The following is an 18,071-nucleotide window of genomic DNA, read 5'->3' as shown; positions in this document are numbered from 1 at the left end:
TTCCACATATTGTTGAACGTTCTCTGAGAGTTGATCTCGCATTCAACTTATAGAGGGATGTTGCCGTGCTTCTTTGGTGGCAAGGTCTCCCGCTTGGTGGCAAGCGTGCGCAAACCGCGAATAAGGTGCGCTCGGGTCGTCGAGGGCCGGATCACGAGATCGACGTAGCCGCGCTCGGCCGCTACGTAGGGGTTGCAGAGGGCGTCCTCGTACTCGGTGATCAGTTCGGCGCGCTTGGCCGCCTGATCCGGCGCGGCCGCCAGCTCAGCGCGATACAGGATGTTGACCGCTCCCTGCGCGCCCATCACCGCGATCTGCGCGGTGGGCCACGCGTAGTTCAGGTCCGCGCCCAGATGTTTGGAGCCCATCACGTCGTAGGCGCCGCCGTAGGCCTTGCGCGTGATCACGGTGAGCTTCGGGACGGTGGCCTCGGCATAGGCGTAGATCAGTTTGGCGCCTCTCCGGATGATCCCTTCCCACTCTTGCCCGGTACCCGGCAAAAAGCCTGGAACATCAACGAACGTCACCACTGGAATGTTGAACGCGTCGCACGTGCGCACGAAGCGGGCGGCCTTCTCCGATGCGGCGATGTCGAGGCAGCCCGCGAAATGCATGGGCTGATTGGCGACCACACCGACCGGACGGCCCTCTAGCCGTCCAAAGCCGACGATGATGTTCTGCGCGAAAAGCGGGTGAACCTCAAGGAACTCGCCGTCGTCGAGCACCGCCTCGATAACCGTGTGCACGTCGTAGGGCTGGTTGGCCGAGTCGGGCATCAGCGAGTCGAGCGCGAGGTCGGCCTCGCTCGGGGCGAGGTCAGCGGTGGCCGGCCAGGCGGGCGGGGCATCGAGGTTGTTGCTCGGCAGATAGGACAGCAGCGCCTTGACGTAATCGACGGCGTCCTGCTCGTCCGAGGCGAGGTAATGGGCGTTGCCGGACTTGGTGTTGTGGGTGCGCGCGCCGCCCAGCTCCTCGAAGCCGACGTCCTCGCCGGTGACAGTCTTGATGACGTCAGGCCCGGTGATGAACATGTGCGAGGTCTGGTCGACCATCACCGTGAAGTCGGTGACCGCGGGGGAGTAGACCGCACCGCCCGCGCACGGTCCCATCACCAGGGAGATCTGGGGGATTACGCCCGACGCCCGCACGTTGCGGAAGAAGATCTCGCCATAGAGCCCGAGCGAGACCACCCCCTCCTGGATGCGCGCGCCGCCGGAGTCGTTGATGCCGATGACCGGGCAGCCGGTCTTCATCGCCAGGTCCATCACCTTGACGATCTTTTCGCCGAACACCTCGCCCAGCGAGCCGCCGAAGATGGTGAAGTCCTGGGCGAAAACGCAGACGTTGCGGCCGTCGACAGTGCCGTAGCCGGTCACGACGCCATCGCCGTAGGGGCGGTTGTTCTCCTGCCCGAAGTTGGTCGAACGGTGCCGCGCGAACTCGTCCAGCTCGACGAACGAACCCTCGTCGAGAAGCATTTCGATGCGTTCCCGGGCGGTCTTCTTGCCGCGCGCGTGCTGCTTTTCGATCGCGCGAGCCGAACCGGCGTGGACCGCGTCATCCAGCCGTCGCTCAAAGTCGGCGATCTTGCCTGCCGTGGTGTGAATATCCGGCTGCGTCATCGTCACCTGCGTGATGGTAACGGGCCGCCGTCGTTAATCATCACGTGGCAACGGTATTGGGAGTCCTGATGGTCGTCGGCGGGTTGGCGGTGCTCGCCGCCGTACGGCCGTGGCGGCCCGATCCGGAGGAGGACGAACCGGAGGCGGTCGTCGACAGGGTCAGGCCGGCCCCGCGCCCGAAGCGTCCGCGGCCGCGTCCGGGCAGCGCCCGTCCCGCGTCCGGGGCGCCCAAGCGCCACCGCGTTGAGGTCATTTCCCGGGCGCGGCGGGTTCCGCCCGAGCCTGGGCGGGAGGAAATCCTGCTGCCCGAGTGGCTAGGCCCGGTTTCCGGCCCACGCTGAGGTCTAATCTGGCTGCATGCCACCTCCGGTCCTTGATCGCCGCCGCCTGCGAGACCTGGCGTTTTGGCGGGTGGAGGTCAAAGCCGAGACCGCATCCACCAACACCGACGTGATCGAGCAGGCCAAGTCGGGTGCTGACGAAGGCGTGGTGGTGATCGCGGAGTCGCAGTCGGCGGGCCGCGGCCGCCTCGGCCGGACATGGATTTCCCAACCCTCGGCGGGAATCTGGCTCACGGCGCTGCTGCGCCCGAAGGTCGAGTCGGCCCGCTGGGGATGGATCCCCCTACTCGCCGGTGTGGCGCTGGCGGACACGGTCAACGATCTCCATGGCGTCAAAGCCGACCTGAAATGGCCGAACGATCTGCTCATCGATGGCCGAAAGTGTGCCGGGATCCTGGCCGAGGTGGCTTCGCCCGGTGCGGTTGTGGTCGGGGTCGGGCTGAACGTCTGGCAGCGGTCGGCCGACCTGCCGATGACCGCGACCGGCCTGCCGGCGACCTCATTGAGGCTGGCAGGCGTGCTCGACGCGGACCGTACGGCGCTCACGATCGGGTTCCTGCAACGGCTGCGCGAGCGCTACGAGAGCTGGCAGCAAGCTCCGGAAAGCATCGTGGACCCTTACCGGCAGCGCTGTGCGACGATCGGTCGTGACGTGCGAATCATGCTCCCGGACAATCGCCAGATATTGGGCGAAGCGATCACTGTGGACGATGACGGCAGGCTCGTCTTACGCGACGAGCAAGAACAGCTGTGTCCGATCGCTGCCGGGGACGTGACGCACGTGCGTTGACCCACTAACCTACCGGCGTAATCGTAGGACGAGGAGGTAGGGGAGAGATATGGCGTTCCCCGAAGACGTGATGACGGCCGACGAAAAGATCGTGCTGCATCTGCGTCCACATTGGAAAGTAATGATCGTGCCGACGCTGGTCCTTCTGCTGGCCGTTGGCGCAGTAGTCACCGGACTGGCGCTGGGCTGGGCAAACGCTGCGCTTTATGTGGTGGCAGGGATCGCTCTGATCGCCGTCGTCTGGTTGTCCTTCTGGCCTTGGCTCGTCTGGCGGTGCACCCACTACGTCTTCACCAACGAGCGCATCATCTTCCAGACCGGCGTCTTCTCTCGTGATCGCCGCGACATCCCGTTGATGCGCGTCAACGACCACGCGATGTCGCAGACGTTCCTGGAGCGGATGCTCACCTGCGGCACCTTGACCATCGAGTCGGCCGGCGAGCGCGGGCAGACGGTGCTCAAGGACATCCCGCGGGTTGGGATTGTGCAGACCAAGCTTTACGAGCTTGTGGAAGCCGACCGCGACGCGCACTCGTACAACGACGACGAGCGCCGCCGGGTCCCTGCCCAGGGCGACACCACTGCCCAGGAAACAACGAACTGATTTTCCGGCTAGCGAATATGCGCGGGGTTCTTCGGAGCCCCGCGCTTTTTGGAACCCCTGCGCTGGGCGGTGGTCGCCGCTCCGGCGAATTCCGCCTCCAGCGGCGCTGTCAGCTCGGCGAATTGGGCCTCGACAGCCGGGGCCGGGATGACCACCTGAGGCGCGTGCAGGAACACGTAACGCCGATAGGTGAAGAAGCGGAAGACGGTGCCCAGGCCCAGACCGATGACGAAGGCCGCGTTGATCGCCAGCCAGCTGGTCAGGCCGAACCAGTACTTGGTGACACCCATCACGGTCAGCTCGATGAGCAGACCCGCCAGGTTGAACCCGACGAACAGCACGAACTCACGATGGGCGGCCGACTTGTCGCGGTCCTTGTAGGTCCAGTGCCGGTTCATGAAGTAGGACGACACGATCGCTACCGCGGTGGCCACGACCTTGGCTTTTAGCTCGCCGTTGTGGAACACCGGGACCAGCAGAAGCAGATTGAAGACGATGAAATTGACGACCACATTGAGGCCGCCGATGACGGCGAATTTCACCGCCTCCGGGGCTAGCGTCCGCAGGCGCTGCGGAAGTAGACCGTCTAGACGCACTGGGCCACCTTACGCGATCGTTGTCATCGGGTCATGCTTACGTGTCGTCATTGCGCGCCAACTCACCGTGTTACTTCGGCGGCAGCAGGCGCGAGGAACACGAATCTGCGGTAGGCCCAGAACCGGAAGACCGTCGCGAATGCCGTGCCCACTAGCTGGCCGGACAAAAAGTCGGCCATGTTCGTGGTGAAAACCGGCCACACGCTGCCAAGCACCGAGTGACTGAAGTTCAACACGATAAGGGTTATACCCAGTCCGGCGGCGTTGAAGAAGAAATACAAAAGATATTCTCGGGCCAGGCCTGACCTCTCGCGATCCCGCCAGGTCCAGAAGCGGTTACCGATAAAGGCGGCGCTCGCCGAGACCACCGCGGCGATGATCTTCGCCTTGTTCTCGTTCATGCCGTTGAAGAGCAGCGTCGAGTTGATCGCTGCATCCAGAATGAAGGCAAGCCCGCCGACGATGCCGAACTTTCCCAGCTCATATTTCAGATGCTGGAAGCGTTGGAGAAGGCGAGAGGTGAAGGTCATGGCAACCACGCCCCTGAGCCTACCGGCTCGCCACGGCGCGCCCTCCGGCTTGCGCTGTTTCCGTCAGCACCGCGAGAACGCCAAGCTCCAATGGATCTTCTCCCGCGAGCAGGGTGGTGGTGGCGCCCACGTCAGCGCTGCCGCGGAAGCGAAGCACATCGAGACCGGGGGTCGGCCACGCGCACTGGTCCGGGGTGGCCGTGCAGGCGACCGCTGAAGCGTTACTGCCGCCCGCCACGTTGCCCGGATCACCGACTGTGTTCTTGCCGACTACCAGTGAATCGCCGCTGAGCGCCCGATCCCCGTCCCAGACGACCAGTCCCACGTCGACCTTGCCGCCCGCCCCGAGCTGCACCGAAACCTCCTGTTGCCAGCGCAACGGCTTCGGGCCCAGGTAGACGGCCAGCTCGCCGTCGGCCGAGGCGGCGCTGTCGTAAACGACGGCAAGGCTCCACCCGGCGAACTGGCCCAGCCCGCTCGGAAGATCATCGGCGGCGGTCGCCAGCCACCAGTCGCCGCCGCCATCGGCCCGAACAAGGTCGGTGACCTCGGCAAATGACTGGCTGACCGCTCTATCGGCGATGACGTTCTTTGATGGATTGAGTTTTATCGGGTACCAGCCACCGCGCGGCGTATGCACGCCGGCGAAAACCGGTGGGGCGCTGGCCGACGCCGTGATGGTCAGCCCGGCCCAGCGCACCCGCGCCCCAGCCGGGAGCCTGAGGTGGGCGCCGCTGGCCGCTTTGCCACCCGCCAGGGCCACCAGCTGACCCGAAGGCCCGGACGGTCCGCCAGCGGCCAGCAGCCCCTTCGGCGCGCCGGGTTCCCGATCGACGGGCAGCGCGGGCAGCATCGCCCGGCTGTTGTTGTCCGAGCTGAGACAGGTGGGCCGGGGCTGGCAGGCCAGCAGCGTGTTACCGCCGAGCGCGTAGCCGAGGTGGCCGTGCGCGGCGTAACCGACGTCCAGCCCGGCCGGGGCGATGGGGGCCCGCACCATCGAGCGGGTCACCGTGCTGCCCGCCTTGAGCGTGACGTCGAAACCTTGGTAGCCAGTGAGGTTTCCCACTTCGAGTGGGATCTTGGCGGTGGTCATGCCGTTGCGCACCGGTCCGGCACGCTCACACATGACCGTGCCGGCCCCGGCCTGACATCGCCAGCCGTCACCCGCGTCGGGACCGGCCAGCTTCATGGGGGCAGGAACCAGTACCCCCAAAGAAAGCGCATCAGAGCTCATCGCCGACGATTCGGCCATCCGTACGGTGATCGGCAAGGTGCCGCTGCCCATCGCGGTGAGGCGCGCCTGCGCGGGCTCAAACGCGATGACCGCGGAGCCGGCCTGCGCCGGGGCCGGAGCCGGTTTCGTCTGAGCCGGTTTCGTCTGAGCCGGTGTGGGCTCTAGCGGAAGCAGAACGGGTGGCGGCGCGGAAAGCTGCGGCGGCGGGAGCAGCTGAGCCGCCCCGGTCGGCGGCGGCTGAACCGGACGTGGCAGCGGCGGCACGCGCGGGGGCGCCGCGTGTTGCTGGGGCGTGCTTTGCAGCAGAACACCAGTGAAGACGGCGACGCCGATGAGCCCCGCTCCCGCCAAACCGCCGGCCGCAGCCACGTTGCCCGGGCCGTAGCGCTGGATGACCGACCTGGGCAGGCTGAGCACGCGCCACCACAACTCGGTCGCGATCGCGGCCAGCTGCGCGAGCCAGCCCTTGCCCCACAACAGGATCCCCGCCCCGATTGTGGCCAGCCAGCGTGCCCCGAGCGGTGAGCCCTCGGCGAGGTAGGCGGGAGCGGCGCCTCCTAACAGCAGACCGGCGATGACGCTGCGCAGACCCGAATTCTCCTCGGAAAGCTCGCGATGCAGCGCTCGGCAACGGTGGCACTCGGTGAGATGATCCTCCACTTTGGAGCGATCCCGGCGCGCCAGCGCGGCACGGACGTAGCCGGCGAGATGGGTACCGGTCCAATGGCAGCGCGGCGACTCGGTGATCGCGATGTGCTCCTGCAGATACATCTGGCGCAAGCGCTCTCTTGCCCGGTAAGCGAGCGCGGCAACCCCGTTGGGCGTCAGCCCGAGCAGGGGCGCCACCTGTGCCGCGCTCTCACCCTCGACCTCGGTGTGCCACAACACCGCCCGCCACCGTTCCGGCAGCCGGGCGAAAGCCCTTGCGGCGTAGGTGCTTTCGAGCGTCCGCACGGCCGGATCCTCCGGCGCGTTGGGGCGCTCGTAAGCGGTCAGGTCGTCGGTGTACTCGATGCGGCGATCGCGGCTGGCCCGGTCGTAGAGCGTGTGCCGCAAGCTCGTCAGCAGGTAGGCGCGAAACGCGGTGTCGGGTCCGTGGCCGGTCCGCATGGCGGACAGCACGCGGGTGAAGGTCTCGGCCACCAGATCGTCCGCGTCGGACGGATCGCGGGTCAGCACGCGCGCCAGCCTGCGTGCCGCGGCCACATGGCGCTCATAGAGCCGGCCGAACGCCTCGGTGTCGCCGCCGCGCACCAGGGATATCAAGTACGGGTCGCTTTCCAGCTCGGGTTCGAGCATGGTGGTCACGGCCGCCTCCCAGGGGGACAATGGGAACATAACGGTCGTTGATGACCCTAGAGGAAATGTCCGTTTCGGAGAAGGCCTAGGACCTCGATCACAAGAACCGAAGAATTTGCGGGAAGTTGCTCGTTTGGACGCAGATTCGTGCATCAGAACGCGCTTCGGGAAAAGCTTGTGCACTTATTCACAAGCTAGCGTGGACGTGCTCGGGGCGTGGGACCTTACCCTGAACAAAAGGTCAGTGCAGACCCATTAGGAGACGATTTCATGACCGCGCCGGCAGTCATCCCAGGGCTGGAACAGGCCCCGACCAAGCATCCGAAGCTCCTCGCGTGGGTGCGGCAGGTAGCCGAACTCACCACGCCTCAGCAAGTGGTGTGGTGCGACGGATCCCAGGCCGAGTGGGAGCAGCTGACCAGTGCGCTTGTAGACGCCGGTGCCCTCGTCCAGCTTGATCCGACGAAGCGGCCCAACTCGTTCTGGGCGCGCACCGATCCGTCCGATGTCGCCCGGGTCGAAGAGCGCACCTACATCTGCTCCGTCGACGAGGCCGACGCCGGGCCGACCAACAACTGGATGGCCCCGGCCGAGATGAAGCAGCTCATGACCGAGCTCTACCGGGGCAGCATGCGTGGGCGCACCATGTACGTGATCCCGTTCTGCATGGGCCCGCTCACGGCGCAGAATCCGATGTTCGGAGTGGAGCTGACCGACAGCCCCTACGTCGTGGCCAGCATGCGCATCATGACCCGAATGGGTACCAAGGTGCTTGAGGCGATGGGCACCGAGGCCGAGTTCGTGCCCGCGTTGCACTCCGTGGGCGCGCCGATCGAGGCCGGGCAGGCCGACGTCGCCTGGCCGTGCAACCAGACCAAGTACATCTCCCACTTCCCCGAGACCCGCGAAATCTGGTCCTTCGGCTCCGGCTACGGCGGAAACTCGTTGCTGGGCAAGAAGTGCTATTCACTTCGCATCGCCAGCGCGATGGGCCGCGACGAAGGCTGGCTCGCCGAGCACATGCTGATCCTCAAACTCACCTCGCCCGAGGGCAAGGTGCACTACATCGCTGGTGCTTTCCCGTCGGCGTGCGGCAAGACCAACCTCGCCATGCTCGAGCCGACCATCCCCGGCTGGAAGGTGGAGACCCTCGGCGACGACATCGCCTGGATGAGGTTCGGTGAGGACGGCCGTCTTTACGCGGTGAACCCGGAATACGGTCTGTTCGGAGTGGCGCCCGGCACCGACTGGAAGACCAACCCGAATGCCATGCGCACCTTGGCTTCCGGCAACTCGGTCTTCACCAACGTGGCACTGACCGACGACGGCGACATCTGGTGGGAGGGCATGGGTTCCCCGCCCGAGCACCTGACCGACTGGAAGGGTCGCGATTGGACATCTGGCTCGGAAGAGCTTTCCAGCCACCCGAATTCGCGCTTCTGCACCCCGATCACGCAATGCCCCATCCTCGCCCCCGAATACGATGACCCGCGCGGTGTCCCGATCTCGGCGATCCTCTTCGGCGGCCGCCGCAAGACGACCATCCCGCTGGTGAGCCAGGCCCGTGACTGGGTGCACGGGGTGTTCCAGGGCGCCACGCTTTCCAGCGAAACCACCGCCGCCGCGGTCGGGCAGGTCGGTGTCGTGCGGCGAGATCCGATGGCGATGCTGCCATTTATCGGGTACCACGCCGGCGACTACTTCCGGCACTGGATCGCCATGGGCAAGGGCGTCGACGGCAACGCCGACAAGCTTCCGCAGATCTTTTATGTCAACTGGTTCCGCCGCGGCGAGGGTGGCAAGTTCCTGTGGCCCGGCTTCGGTGAGAACTCCCGCGTTCTCAAGTGGGTGGTAGAACGGCTCGAAGGCACCGGCGGCGCGATCGAAACCCCGGTCGGCTTCGTCCCGTCACCGTCCGATCTGGACCTGTCCGGTTTGGACGTTCCGATGGCGGATATCGAAGCAGCGCTTGAGGTTTCCGAGGAAGAATGGCGTGCCGAGCTGCCCCAGATCACGGAGTGGTTCACCAAATTCGGCGACAAACTCCCCGGAGTCCTCTGGGCCGAACTGGACGCCCTCAAAGCCCGCCTGGGCGTCAACGACTAATCAACTAGGTTCTTGCGGAGGCCCGCCATCGGCGGGCCTCTTGCGTTAGCGCCACTCGGCAGGACGACGCCAAACAGCACCGCTCCGATCAAACAACGTGAGGCTGTGTCTGCTTAGGAGCCGAAGCGGCGTTGGCGGCCGGCGTAGGCGCGTAGGGCGCGGAGGAAGTCGACCCGGCGGAACTCGGGCCAGTTGCCGTCGTAGAAGTAGAACTCGGAGTGGGCCGACTGCCAGAGCAGGAAGCCGGAGAGCCGCTGCTCGCCGCTGGTGCGGATGATGAGATCGGGATCGGGCTGGTCTTTGGTGTAGAGGTGCCCGGCGATGTGTTCTACGTCAAGGGATTCGGCCAGCTCTTCCAGCGTGGACCCGGCGCGGGCGTGTTCCTGCAGCAGCGAGCGCACGGCGTCGGCGATCTCTTTGCGCCCCCCGTACCCGATGGCCAGGTTCACCTGGGCCCCGCCGCGCCGGCCGACGGTGTGTTCCTCGGCTGCCTTGAGGGCGGCGGAGTGGGCGGCCGGGAGGACGTCGAGGGCGCCCATCATCCGAAGCTGCCAGGGGTTGCCCTCCTCGGCCAGCTCGGTCGCGAGATCTTCGATGATCTGGAGCAGGGGATCGAGCTCGGACGGCGGCCGCGACAGGTTGTCGGTGGACAGCAGCCAGAGCGTCACGTGCTCGATGCCCGCTTCGTCGCACCAGCGGAGCAGCTCCTTGATCCGCTCCGCGCCGACCCGGTGGCCGTCGTTGGGGTCGACGTAGCCCATCTCGCGGGCCCAGCGCCGGTTACCGTCGACTATGACGCCCACGTGTCTGGGTCGCGCCTTGCCGGCGAGGCTGGCGGCCAGTCGCCGTCCGTAGAGTGAGTAGACAAGGTCGCGGATTTTCATCAGGGGCAGCCTAACGCGGCTGCCAGGCGTCTGGTCCCGCGGTCAGTTCCTTGATTCGGGCGGGCAGGTCCCCGGTGACCACCTCGGCGAGGCAAACCTCATCGAGGACGTTGCGCACCGCGGCGCGGACCGCCACCCACAGCTCGGGCAGGTGGGTGGCTGTTCCCGCATAGCTGGTCTGCTCGGGGCGATGACCCCGAACCCCGGCCAGTGGACCATCGACGGCCCGCAGCACCGATCCGATGGTCACCTCGGTCGGGGCTTGGGTCAGCACGTACCCGCCTTCGGCGCCCCGGACGGCGTGGACCACACCGGAGCGCCGAAGATCAGCGAGCACCGCTTCCAAGAATTTGCGCGGCAATGCCTGCGCGTCGGCGAGGGCCTGGGCCGAAACTGTTGCCGGGTATGCGGCGGCGAGCTCCAGGGTCGCCCGGACCGCGTAATCACCCCTTGCCGAGATCTGCACCTGTCCATCATGACGCCTCAGCCGACAGTTCACGCATGGGCTGGGACGGGATCCTGGACACCGGAGGGCAGTGCGCGAATGGCTACGGAGAGTCCGGCTGCCACGATCGCGAGGGCTCCGGTGAAGATCCAAGTGGTGATGTAGTCGCCGAACGCGTCCCGAGCCGCACCGGCGGCGAGCGCCGCGATGGCCGCGCCGATCTGGTGGGAGGCGAAGACCCAGCCGAACACGATGGTTCCGGACGCCCCAAAGTTCTCGCGGCACAGCGCGACGGTGGGCGGAACGGTCGCTATCCAGTCGAGCCCGTAGAAGATCACGAATATGAGCAGGCTGGGCTTGACCTCCCCGGTCAGCAGGAGTGGCAGGGAGAGCAGGGAAAGCCCGCGCAGCCCGTAGTAGACGCCGAGCAGGATGCGCGAGTCGACCCGGTCGGTCAGCCAGCCCGAGCCCACGGTCCCGATGATGTCGAAGACCCCAATCAGGGCAAGGAGGCTGGCTGCCGTGGTGGGGGCCATGCCGTGGTCGTGGGCGGCGGGCAGGAAATGGGTGCCGATGAGCCCGTTGGTGGTGGCGCCGCAGATCGCGAAGCCCGCCACGAGAAGCCAGAACGTCCGGGAGCGGGAAGCCATGCGCAGCGTGGCGATGGCGTTGCCCGGTTTCTCGCGGTTCTCCGTGTACGAAGCGTCAGCGCCATAGGGCAGCAAACCCTTGTCGGACGGGCGATCCCGCAGGAAGAGCAGGACCAGGGGCACCACGAGCAGGGTGCTTGTCCCCACCACAAGCGAAGCCGTGCGCCATCCCCGCTCCTCGGCAAGCGCCGCAAGCACGGGCAAGAAGATGAGCTGGCCGGTGGCGGTGGCCGCGGTGAGCAGGCCGGTGACCAGCCCGCGGTGCTTGACGAACCAGCGGTTGGCGAGGCTCGCCGTGAAGACGAGGGAAATGGATCCCGCGCCGGCGCCCACCAGTACCCCCCAAAGGAAAACGAGCTGCCAGGTGGCGGTGATGAACACGGGCAGGCCCGCGCCGAGCCCGATCAGGAGCAGTCCGACCGATGCCACCCGGCGCAGGCCGAAACGCTCGATCAGCGACGCCGCAAACGGCGCCACCAGCCCGAAAAGCAGCAGGTTGACCGAGATCGCGGCGGAAACGGCGGCCCGCGGCCCGCCGAATTCGTCCTGGATCGGCACCATCAGCACTGACGGCGAGGAGCGGTACCCGGCGGCGCCGAGCAGGGTGATGAAAGCGACGCCGACAACCACCCAAGCGAAATGAACGCGTTTACGCACGGATCAAGCTTGCTGTGAGCGCTATCCAGCGTGCCAGTGGCCGGAGGGCCACTATGTGAAAGAATCGGGCCATGAAACATCGGGTCGCCATCCTCGCCCTTGATCACGTCGTCCCCATGGACATGGGCACCGTGACGCAGGTCTTCGGCAGCACCGACGGGCGCTATGAGCTGCAGATCTGCACGCCCACCGCGGAGGGGGTGACCGCCGAGTTCGGGATGTGTCACATCGTTGCGCCGCATGACCTTTCGGCCATAGCGCAGGCCGACACCGTGGTCATCCCGGGGATCCACGGCGGGCCGCCGATCACCACGGGTGGCCTGGCCGAGCCGGTACGCGAAGCACTGCTGGAAGCCTCCGGAAGAGCGCGCCTCATCTCGATCTGCACGGGAGCGTTCGTGCTGGCCGCGGCTGGTCTGCTGGACAACAGGCCGGCGACCACGCACTGGCGGCACGCCGAGCGCTTCCGGCGGCTCTATCCCCGGGTGCACCTCAACCCGGAGGTGCTGTTCGTCGATGACGGCGACGTGCTCACCTCGGCCGGGGTGACCGCCGGGATCGACCTGTGCCTGCACGTGGTGCGCAAGGACCACGGCACCGAGGTGGCCAACTACGCGGCCCGCAGATGTGTCGCACCGGCGTGGCGGGACGGCGGTCAAGCGCAGTTCATCGAGCGGCCGGTACCGGATCCAGCAGATACCACAACCGCGCCCACCAGGGCGTGGGTCCAGGACAGGCTTCACGAACCACTCGATTTGTCCGCTATGGCGGAGCATGCCCGGATGAGCGTAAGAACGTTCACCCGGCGATTCCGCGAGGAAATGGGCCTCAGCCCCGGCCAGTGGCTGCTCAACCAGCGCGTGGAACGGGCACGCCACCTGCTCGAGCAGACCGACCTTCCGGTCGACCGGGTCGCCACCCAGTCCGGCTTCGGCACGGCCACCGCGATGCGCCAGCGTCTTCACGCGACCGTCGGCGTCGGCCCCACGGCGTATCGAAGAACCTTTAGAAGTGCGCGTTAGCCTGGTGTTTGGTCAGCCTGGCCGTTAGCGTGAGTCATGGTTGATGTCCCGAGACGCACCTATGTTCTAGACACTTCCGTTCTGCTAGCCGACCCCGCTGCCATGCGCCGCTTCGCGGAGCATGACGTGGTGCTCCCGCTGGTGGTCATCTCCGAGTTGGAGGGTAAGCGGCACCATCCCGAGCTTGGCTGGTTCGCGCGACAGTCCCTGCGTCAGCTTGATGATCTGCGGATCAAGCACGGCAGGCTCGACGTGCCGCTGCCGGTCAACGACGAGGGCGGCACGATCCGCGTCGAGCTGAATCACGCCGACCAGCAGTTGCTTCCGCCAGGCTTCCGCAACGATTCGAATGACACGCGGATTTTGTCTGTCGCGATTGGACTGAGTGCGGAAGGGCTGGACGTCACGCTGGTGAGCAAGGACATGCCCTTGCGTGTCAAAGCGGCGGCGGTAGGCCTTGCCGCAGACGAGTTCCGGCACGGTCAGGCGACCGACCCCACCTGGTCCGGTCTGGCCGAAGTGGACATCACCGACGAGGACATGAGCGCGCTTTACGCTGGAGAGCCAATAGGTTTGGACGAGGCGAGCGAGTTGCCTGTCCACACTGGACTGATCCTGCACGCCGGGCGCGGATCGGCGCTGGGCCGGGTACAGGCGGACAAGACGGTAAGTCTGGTGCGCGGCGATCGCGAGGCTTTCGGCATTCGCGGGCGCTCGGCGGAGCAACGCATCGCGCTCGACCTGTTGCTGGATGACTCGGTGGGCATCGTTTCGCTGGGAGGCCGGGCCGGTACCGGGAAAAGCGCGTTGGCCCTATGCGCCGGCCTGGAACAGGTCATGGAACGCAACAAGCACAAGAAAGTCATCGTGTTCCGGCCGCTTTACGCGGTGGGCGGCCAGGAGCTCGGCTATCTGCCGGGTTCGGAATCCGAAAAGATGTCACCCTGGGCGCAGGCCGTCTTCGACACGCTCGGAGCCGTGGTGCACGATAACGTCCGCGATGAGGTGCTCTCTCGAGGACTGCTTGAGGTGCTTCCGCTGACGCACATTCGGGGCCGCAGTCTTCACGATGCGTTCGTGATCGTTGACGAAGCGCAGTCTTTGGAGCGCAACGTGTTGTTGACCGTGCTCTCGCGAATTGGCTCAGGGTCAAGGGTTGTTCTCACCCACGACGTCGCACAGCGCGACAATCTGCGCGTAGGACGCTATGACGGAGTAACAGCCGTCATCGAAACACTAAAAGGACACCCACTCTTCGCGCATGTGACTCTCACTCGGTCAGAGCGTTCGGTCATCGCAGAAGTGGTAACAGACCTCCTGGAGGGGTGATTTCACCCCACTAAAGGGTGATATGCGGCGTGATACAAGTCACATTTGTATGGGCGGGTGAGTCGTAACAGACAACAAGTGCGCGAGGGTGTTTCCTTGTCTTGTTTTGACGAGAAGGGAACACCCCCGTGCCCCGACATCGACAGAGCCTTCAGCTGACCCGGCTAAAGAAGGCTGGCATCCGCTCCGCAGCGATGCTCACTCTCCTCACCGGAGTCAGCGGAGGGCTCTACCTGGCGGACAACAAGGCTGACCAAGAGGCGGCCAGCGCTGAGGCGCTCTTCGCCGAGCAGGAGCTGACCGAGGCCAGCGTCAACGGCTGGAGTCAGCACAATGTCCTGGAACGCAAGGTGAAAGCCGAGCAAGAAGCGGCTATCGCGGCGGCGGCTGCTGCCGAAGAGGCGCGCAAGAAGGCCGCCAGCACGACCAGCCGCAAGTCCCGTCCGGGTGTCACCGTGAAGATTCCCGCCAGCTGTAACGAGTACAGCGGCAACCGCGCCATCGGATGCGCGTTGCTTTTGGAAGCGGGCTTCACCCTCAGCGATATGGCAAACTGCCTGGAACCGTTGTGGACCAAGGAATCCGGCTGGAACCACACCTCCTCGAACGGAGGTTCCGGCGCCTATGGCATCCCGCAGGCGTTGCCCGGCAGCAAGATGGCCGCCTACGGTGACGACTGGAAGACCAACCCGGCGACACAGGTGAAGTGGGGGCTGTCTTACATCAAGAGCCGCTACGGCACCCCGTGCAACGCGTGGGCCACCTTCCAGAGCAAGGGTTGGTACTAGGGCCCTTGCTGCCCTGCCGAAGCGTGTTCCTGGGCGAGGCGGCGTAACGCTGTCAGGATTGCCTCGCCCAGAACTGTTCCGGTGACGACGCCCTCCACCATGGCGGCCCGCTCGCCTCGCGCCACGACCGCCTCAACTTCTTTCTGCGCAAGCTTTTCCATGGCCGGGGCGTAAACGTCCAAAAGCGACAATAGGTCCTCCTGGCCTAGCTCGCGCATTGCCGCCACCGCATCGGCGAGCTGGTCGAGCGCGGCCGCTTCTGAGTGGACTTGCCAGCCGAGTTGGGTGATTCGCTCGGCGACTTCGCGCCTGGCCGCAATCCATTGCGGGGATGATCGATCCCAGCGCGACTGTTTCGCGATCGCGTGATGGGCTACGCCGAGCAGGTCGTGCCCGTAGATGGCCGGATCGTCGATGGCTTGCAGGACGTTCTTGGCGGCCGCGACCGTCAGCCCGCCGACGTCGATGAGCGCCCGGATCAGGCGCAGCCGGCGCAGGTGCTCATCGGGATAGTCGGCCTGGTTGCGCCCGGTGGCGGTGCCCGGCGGCAGGAGCCCTTCACGCAGATAGAACTTGATCGTCGCAATGGAGACCCCGCTGCGTTGACTTAACTCCGCCATTCTCATACGATGGATAGTAGCACTATCCAGTATCTGAGGAAAGGTGGCCCGTGATGGCCAGGGTATTCAACGGCAGGATGACCGCAGATATCGAGGGCGACTTCGTGGTGTTCCTGATCGGCATGCGCTTCAACAAGCCGTGGAAGGTGCACAAATGGTGGGCCGTCTTCACCGCCATGCCGCGCATGCTCAAGGTGCTCTACCGCAGGCCGGAGACCGGCTTCCTGGGCGCCACCTTCGCGATCACCGCGACCGGCCCGCTGCTCGTGCAGTACTGGCGCAGCGCCGAACAGCTCGAGGCGTTCGCCCGTGACGCGTCCATGCCGCACAACCCCGCGTGGAAGTCGTTCAACCGGGCCATCGGCGGCAACGGTGACGTGGGGATCTGGCACGAGACCTATCAGGTACCGGCCGGAAAATACGAGACCGTCTATGGCAACATGCCGCGAGTGGGCCTGGCCAAGGCGGCAGAACACGTGCCCGTGGCGCGAAAGGGCGATTCTGCAGCCCAGCGTCGCGGAGTCGCTACCGTCAAATAGGACAATCGGGGAGATAGCATCCTCACATGAGGACTATGGCGATGGTGTTGATCCTGTTGTTCTCGATGCCGGGCGTAGCTCACGCCCACGCCCGGCCGGACGATCCCCGGGTCGAAGTTATCGGCGGCAGCCGGGCCGCCCGCGGCGAGTTCCCTTGGGTGGTAAGGCTTTCCAACGGCTGTGCGGGCACCCTGATCCGCGCCCAGTACGTGCTGACCGCGGCCCACTGCGTGCGCAAGTCCGGCCGCACCTCCTCGGTCATCGTGACCGCCGGTTCCAGTGACCTCTACTCGCAGAGCGCCTTCGATGTGCGCAGCCGCGAGGTCCGCCGGGCGCCCGGCTTCAACTCGGTGGTGGACGGCAACGATTGGGCGGTGGTGAAGCTGGCCGAGGCGCTGGATCTGCCCGTGGTCACGCTGCCGAGCAACGCCGACCTCGACAACGGGACGTTCGTCGCGGTCGGTTGGGGCTCGACCAGCGAGGGCTCCCAAAAGCAGCAGCGCAATCTGCGCAAGGTCGAGGTGCCGTTCGTCCCCGACAGCCGCTGCGCCGAGCTCCTCGGCCAGGAGGGCTACGGGATCGTCGCCTCGGACATGATCTGCGCCGGCGACACCGCCCGCGGCGGAAAGGACAGCTGCCAGGGCGACTCTGGCGGTCCGCTGCTTCGCCGGCACGAAAACGGCTGGGTGCAAGTTGGCATAGTCAGCTGGGGTGTGGGCTGCGGACGTGCGGAATTTCCTGGGATCTACACCCAGATATCGCGCTTCTTGCCTGATATCGCCAAGGTTATCGAGCGATCCACGATTGAGTAGATGGGCTGCGCCAGCTAGGTTTGCGGCCATGAGCGACGTCGATATCGCGATTATCGGGGCGGGACCGACGGGTCTGTTCGCCGCCTATTACGCGGGTTTCCGGGGCCTGTCCACAACGGTGATCGATACGCTGCCGGAAGCCGGGGGCCAGGTGACGGCCATGTATCCGGAGAAGCAGATCTTCGACGTGGGCGGGTTTCCGCAGGTGCTGGGGCGTGACCTGATCGCCAATCTGGTGGAGCAGGCCGCACCGTTCAACCCGCAATATCGCCTGGGTGTCCAGGCGAAGACGCTGACCTACGCGGAGGGCCTGCCGGTGCTGGGCTTGGCCGACGGCACGGAACTCACCTGCGGCTCGGTCATCATCACCGGCGGCCTCGGTTCCTTCACGCCGCGGCCACTGCCGGCCGCGGACGGGCATTCGGGTGAGGGCATCGTGTTCTTCGTGCCCCAACCCGGTGAGCTGGCCGGCAAGCACGTGGTCATCGTCGGCGGCGGCGACTCCGCCTTCGACTGGGCGCTGGCCCTCGCTGACATCGCGGCCAGCATCACCCTCGTCCACCGGCGGGACAAGTTCCGAGCCCACGCCGCCACCGTCGACAAGGTGAAGGCACTACCCGTCCGCATCGCGATCAACTCACAGGTCACCAAGATCACTGGCGATCCCGGTGTCGAGTCGGTTGAGCTGAACGGCAACGAAACCATCCCCGCGGACGTCATCGTCGCCGCCCTCGGATTCACCGCCGACCTAGGCCCCCTGGCCGAATGGGGCCTGACCCTCGACAAGAGGCACATCCTCGTCGACTCGACCATGCTCACCAACCAGCCGCGCATCTTCGCAGCCGGAGACATCGTCGAATATCCCGGCAAGGTGCGCCTCATCGCCACCGGCTTCGGCGAAGCAGCCACCGCCGTAAACAACGCAGCCATCGCCATCGATCCCGCCGCCCACCTCTTCCCCGGCCACTCCTCCGGCTGACCCCTCCCAGCCCCCACTGCCGGCCGCGCCAGCGTCGCCGCGGCCCCTTAGCCCCCTCCCCGCGCCCCTTTCCTTTTGCCTGCACCGATTCTCTGAGTCGTCGCTGGTTTCACGCGCCGCAAATTTGCACATCTCGTCGCGCTGGTCGTGTGGTTTGCGAGCCATGAATTTGCGCGGCATTTCCTTGCATCGGTCGCTGATGGTTGTGGGCCGTGAGTTTGTGC

The 18,071-nt window shown here is 65.8% G+C and carries 18 protein-coding genes; 10 read left to right on the top strand and 8 right to left on the bottom strand.

Going from position 1 to position 18,071, the window contains the following annotated elements; all coding sequences use genetic code 11:
• Positions 1–47: 47 nt before the first annotated feature.
• Positions 48–1,622: an acyl-CoA carboxylase subunit beta gene (locus Rhe02_RS35990; RefSeq protein WP_203912960.1), complete on the bottom strand. Its 1,575-nt coding sequence runs from the start codon at positions 1,620–1,622 to the stop codon at positions 48–50.
• A 44-nt stretch (positions 1,623–1,666) separates the two neighbouring features.
• Between Rhe02_RS35990 and Rhe02_RS35985 the strand changes: the two genes are divergently transcribed.
• Genes Rhe02_RS35985 through Rhe02_RS35975 form a run of 3 tightly spaced genes read left to right on the top strand, consistent with a single transcriptional unit; the run spans position 1,667 to position 3,357 of the window.
• The gene (locus Rhe02_RS35985) at positions 1,667–1,963 is read left to right on the top strand and encodes a hypothetical protein (RefSeq protein WP_203912926.1); all 297 of its coding nucleotides are present in this window, start codon (positions 1,667–1,669) and stop codon (positions 1,961–1,963) included.
• 16 nt (positions 1,964–1,979) lie between these two features.
• The gene (locus Rhe02_RS35980; protein ID WP_203912925.1) at positions 1,980–2,753 is read left to right on the top strand and encodes a biotin--[acetyl-CoA-carboxylase] ligase; all 774 of its coding nucleotides are present in this window, start codon (positions 1,980–1,982) and stop codon (positions 2,751–2,753) included.
• 49 nt (positions 2,754–2,802) lie between these two features.
• A complete protein-coding gene (locus tag Rhe02_RS35975; protein ID WP_203912924.1) occupies positions 2,803–3,357 on the top strand; it encodes a PH domain-containing protein in 555 nt (184 codons plus the stop codon).
• Between the two features lie 8 nt (positions 3,358–3,365).
• On the opposite strand, the gene Rhe02_RS35970 is transcribed toward Rhe02_RS35975, so the two are convergent.
• The 3 genes from Rhe02_RS35970 to Rhe02_RS35960 all read right to left on the bottom strand — a co-directional run bounded on the left by Rhe02_RS35970 (position 3,366) and on the right by Rhe02_RS35960 (position 7,016).
• Positions 3,366–3,953 carry a GtrA family protein gene (locus Rhe02_RS35970; RefSeq protein WP_203912923.1) on the bottom strand — a complete coding sequence of 196 codons (588 nt, stop codon included), beginning with the start codon at positions 3,951–3,953 and terminating at the stop codon, positions 3,366–3,368.
• A 62-nt stretch (positions 3,954–4,015) separates the two neighbouring features.
• Positions 4,016–4,483, bottom strand: coding sequence for a GtrA family protein (locus tag Rhe02_RS35965; protein ID WP_203912959.1), 468 nt, complete (start codon positions 4,481–4,483; stop codon positions 4,016–4,018).
• A 19-nt stretch (positions 4,484–4,502) separates the two neighbouring features.
• Positions 4,503–7,016: a sigma-70 family RNA polymerase sigma factor gene (locus tag Rhe02_RS35960; RefSeq protein WP_203912958.1), complete on the bottom strand. Its 2,514-nt coding sequence runs from the start codon at positions 7,014–7,016 to the stop codon at positions 4,503–4,505.
• A 270-nt stretch (positions 7,017–7,286) separates the two neighbouring features.
• Here Rhe02_RS35960 and Rhe02_RS35955 point away from each other — a divergent pair, with 270 nt between their 5' ends.
• Positions 7,287–9,122 carry a phosphoenolpyruvate carboxykinase (GTP) gene (locus tag Rhe02_RS35955; RefSeq protein WP_203912922.1) on the top strand — a complete coding sequence of 612 codons (1,836 nt, stop codon included), beginning with the start codon at positions 7,287–7,289 and terminating at the stop codon, positions 9,120–9,122.
• Positions 9,123–9,235: 113 nt separating this feature from the next.
• Here the strand turns inward: Rhe02_RS35955 and Rhe02_RS35950 are convergent, their stop codons facing one another.
• Genes Rhe02_RS35950 through Rhe02_RS35940 form a run of 3 tightly spaced genes read right to left on the bottom strand, consistent with a single transcriptional unit; the run spans position 9,236 to position 11,758 of the window.
• The gene (locus Rhe02_RS35950) at positions 9,236–10,006 is read right to left on the bottom strand and encodes an isoprenyl transferase (RefSeq protein WP_203912921.1); all 771 of its coding nucleotides are present in this window, start codon (positions 10,004–10,006) and stop codon (positions 9,236–9,238) included.
• Between the two features lie 10 nt (positions 10,007–10,016).
• Complete coding sequence (locus Rhe02_RS35945; RefSeq protein ID WP_203912920.1) at positions 10,017–10,472, bottom strand: RrF2 family transcriptional regulator; 456 nt, start codon at positions 10,470–10,472, stop codon at positions 10,017–10,019.
• Between the two features lie 29 nt (positions 10,473–10,501).
• Entirely contained in the window at positions 10,502–11,758 is a 1,257-nt protein-coding gene (locus Rhe02_RS35940; RefSeq protein WP_203912919.1) for an MFS transporter, read from the bottom strand.
• Positions 11,759–11,829: 71 nt separating this feature from the next.
• On the opposite strand from Rhe02_RS35940, the gene Rhe02_RS35935 reads away from it, so the two are divergent.
• The 3 genes from Rhe02_RS35935 (at position 11,830) to Rhe02_RS35925 (ending at position 14,897) form a co-directional block, all read left to right on the top strand.
• A complete protein-coding gene (locus Rhe02_RS35935; protein ID WP_203912918.1) occupies positions 11,830–12,780 on the top strand; it encodes a GlxA family transcriptional regulator in 951 nt (316 codons plus the stop codon).
• A gap of 36 nt (positions 12,781–12,816) precedes the next feature.
• A complete protein-coding gene (gene phoH2, locus Rhe02_RS35930; RefSeq protein ID WP_203912917.1) occupies positions 12,817–14,109 on the top strand; it encodes an RNA 5'-3' helicase PhoH2 in 1,293 nt (430 codons plus the stop codon).
• 194 nt (positions 14,110–14,303) lie between these two features.
• Positions 14,304–14,897 (top strand): aggregation-promoting factor C-terminal-like domain-containing protein, encoded by a 594-nt coding sequence (locus tag Rhe02_RS35925; RefSeq protein WP_373320763.1) that lies wholly within the window; start codon positions 14,304–14,306, stop codon positions 14,895–14,897.
• On the opposite strand, the gene Rhe02_RS35920 is transcribed toward Rhe02_RS35925, so the two are convergent.
• On the bottom strand, positions 14,894–15,517 hold the full coding sequence (locus Rhe02_RS35920; protein WP_203912916.1) for a MerR family transcriptional regulator: 624 nt from the start codon (positions 15,515–15,517) through the stop codon (positions 14,894–14,896). The two genes, Rhe02_RS35925 and Rhe02_RS35920, sit on opposite strands and share 4 nt — an antisense overlap.
• Positions 15,518–15,570: 53 nt before the next feature.
• Here Rhe02_RS35920 and Rhe02_RS35915 point away from each other — a divergent pair, with 53 nt between their 5' ends.
• The 3 genes from Rhe02_RS35915 to Rhe02_RS35905 are packed head-to-tail and all read left to right on the top strand — an operon-like array spanning position 15,571 to position 17,847.
• The gene (locus Rhe02_RS35915; protein WP_203912915.1) at positions 15,571–16,056 is read left to right on the top strand and encodes a DUF4188 domain-containing protein; all 486 of its coding nucleotides are present in this window, start codon (positions 15,571–15,573) and stop codon (positions 16,054–16,056) included.
• A gap of 26 nt (positions 16,057–16,082) precedes the next feature.
• Complete coding sequence (locus tag Rhe02_RS35910) at positions 16,083–16,868, top strand: S1 family peptidase (RefSeq protein ID WP_203912914.1); 786 nt, start codon at positions 16,083–16,085, stop codon at positions 16,866–16,868.
• Positions 16,869–16,896: 28 nt separating this feature from the next.
• Positions 16,897–17,847: an NAD(P)/FAD-dependent oxidoreductase gene (locus Rhe02_RS35905; protein WP_203912913.1), complete on the top strand. Its 951-nt coding sequence runs from the start codon at positions 16,897–16,899 to the stop codon at positions 17,845–17,847.
• Positions 17,848–18,071: the final 224 nt, after the last annotated feature.

Source organism: Rhizocola hellebori, from assembly GCF_016862955.1.
GTDB classification, from domain to species: Bacteria; Actinomycetota; Actinomycetes; order Mycobacteriales; family Micromonosporaceae; genus Rhizocola; species Rhizocola hellebori.
The sequence above is the reverse complement of the archived record's forward strand: the minus strand, read 5'-3'. Positions and strand labels throughout refer to the sequence as shown.

Excerpts from the sequence above, each read along its gene's own strand:
- Rhe02_RS35910 (WP_203912914.1), top strand. The coding sequence starts at position 16,083 with ATGAGGACTATGGCGATGGTGTTGATCCTGTTGTTCTCGATGCCGGGC.
- Rhe02_RS35950 (WP_203912921.1), bottom strand. The coding sequence starts at position 10,006 with ATGAAAATCCGCGACCTTGTCTACTCACTCTACGGACGGCGACTGGCC.
- Rhe02_RS35920 (WP_203912916.1), bottom strand. The coding sequence starts at position 15,517 with ATGGCGGAGTTAAGTCAACGCAGCGGGGTCTCCATTGCGACGATCAAG.
- Rhe02_RS35980 (WP_203912925.1), top strand. The coding sequence starts at position 1,980 with ATGCCACCTCCGGTCCTTGATCGCCGCCGCCTGCGAGACCTGGCGTTT.
- Rhe02_RS35935 (WP_203912918.1), top strand. The coding sequence starts at position 11,830 with ATGAAACATCGGGTCGCCATCCTCGCCCTTGATCACGTCGTCCCCATG.
- Rhe02_RS35965 (WP_203912959.1), bottom strand. The coding sequence starts at position 4,483 with ATGACCTTCACCTCTCGCCTTCTCCAACGCTTCCAGCATCTGAAATAT.
- Rhe02_RS35990 (WP_203912960.1), bottom strand. The coding sequence starts at position 1,622 with ATGACGCAGCCGGATATTCACACCACGGCAGGCAAGATCGCCGACTTT.
- Rhe02_RS35905 (WP_203912913.1), top strand. The coding sequence starts at position 16,897 with ATGAGCGACGTCGATATCGCGATTATCGGGGCGGGACCGACGGGTCTG.
- Rhe02_RS35975 (WP_203912924.1), top strand. The coding sequence starts at position 2,803 with ATGGCGTTCCCCGAAGACGTGATGACGGCCGACGAAAAGATCGTGCTG.
- Rhe02_RS35960 (WP_203912958.1), bottom strand. The coding sequence starts at position 7,016 with ATGCTCGAACCCGAGCTGGAAAGCGACCCGTACTTGATATCCCTGGTG.
- Rhe02_RS35925 (WP_373320763.1), top strand. The coding sequence starts at position 14,304 with ATGCTCACTCTCCTCACCGGAGTCAGCGGAGGGCTCTACCTGGCGGAC.
- Rhe02_RS35955 (WP_203912922.1), top strand. The coding sequence starts at position 7,287 with ATGACCGCGCCGGCAGTCATCCCAGGGCTGGAACAGGCCCCGACCAAG.
- Rhe02_RS35915 (WP_203912915.1), top strand. The coding sequence starts at position 15,571 with ATGGCCAGGGTATTCAACGGCAGGATGACCGCAGATATCGAGGGCGAC.
- phoH2 (WP_203912917.1), top strand. The coding sequence starts at position 12,817 with ATGGTTGATGTCCCGAGACGCACCTATGTTCTAGACACTTCCGTTCTG.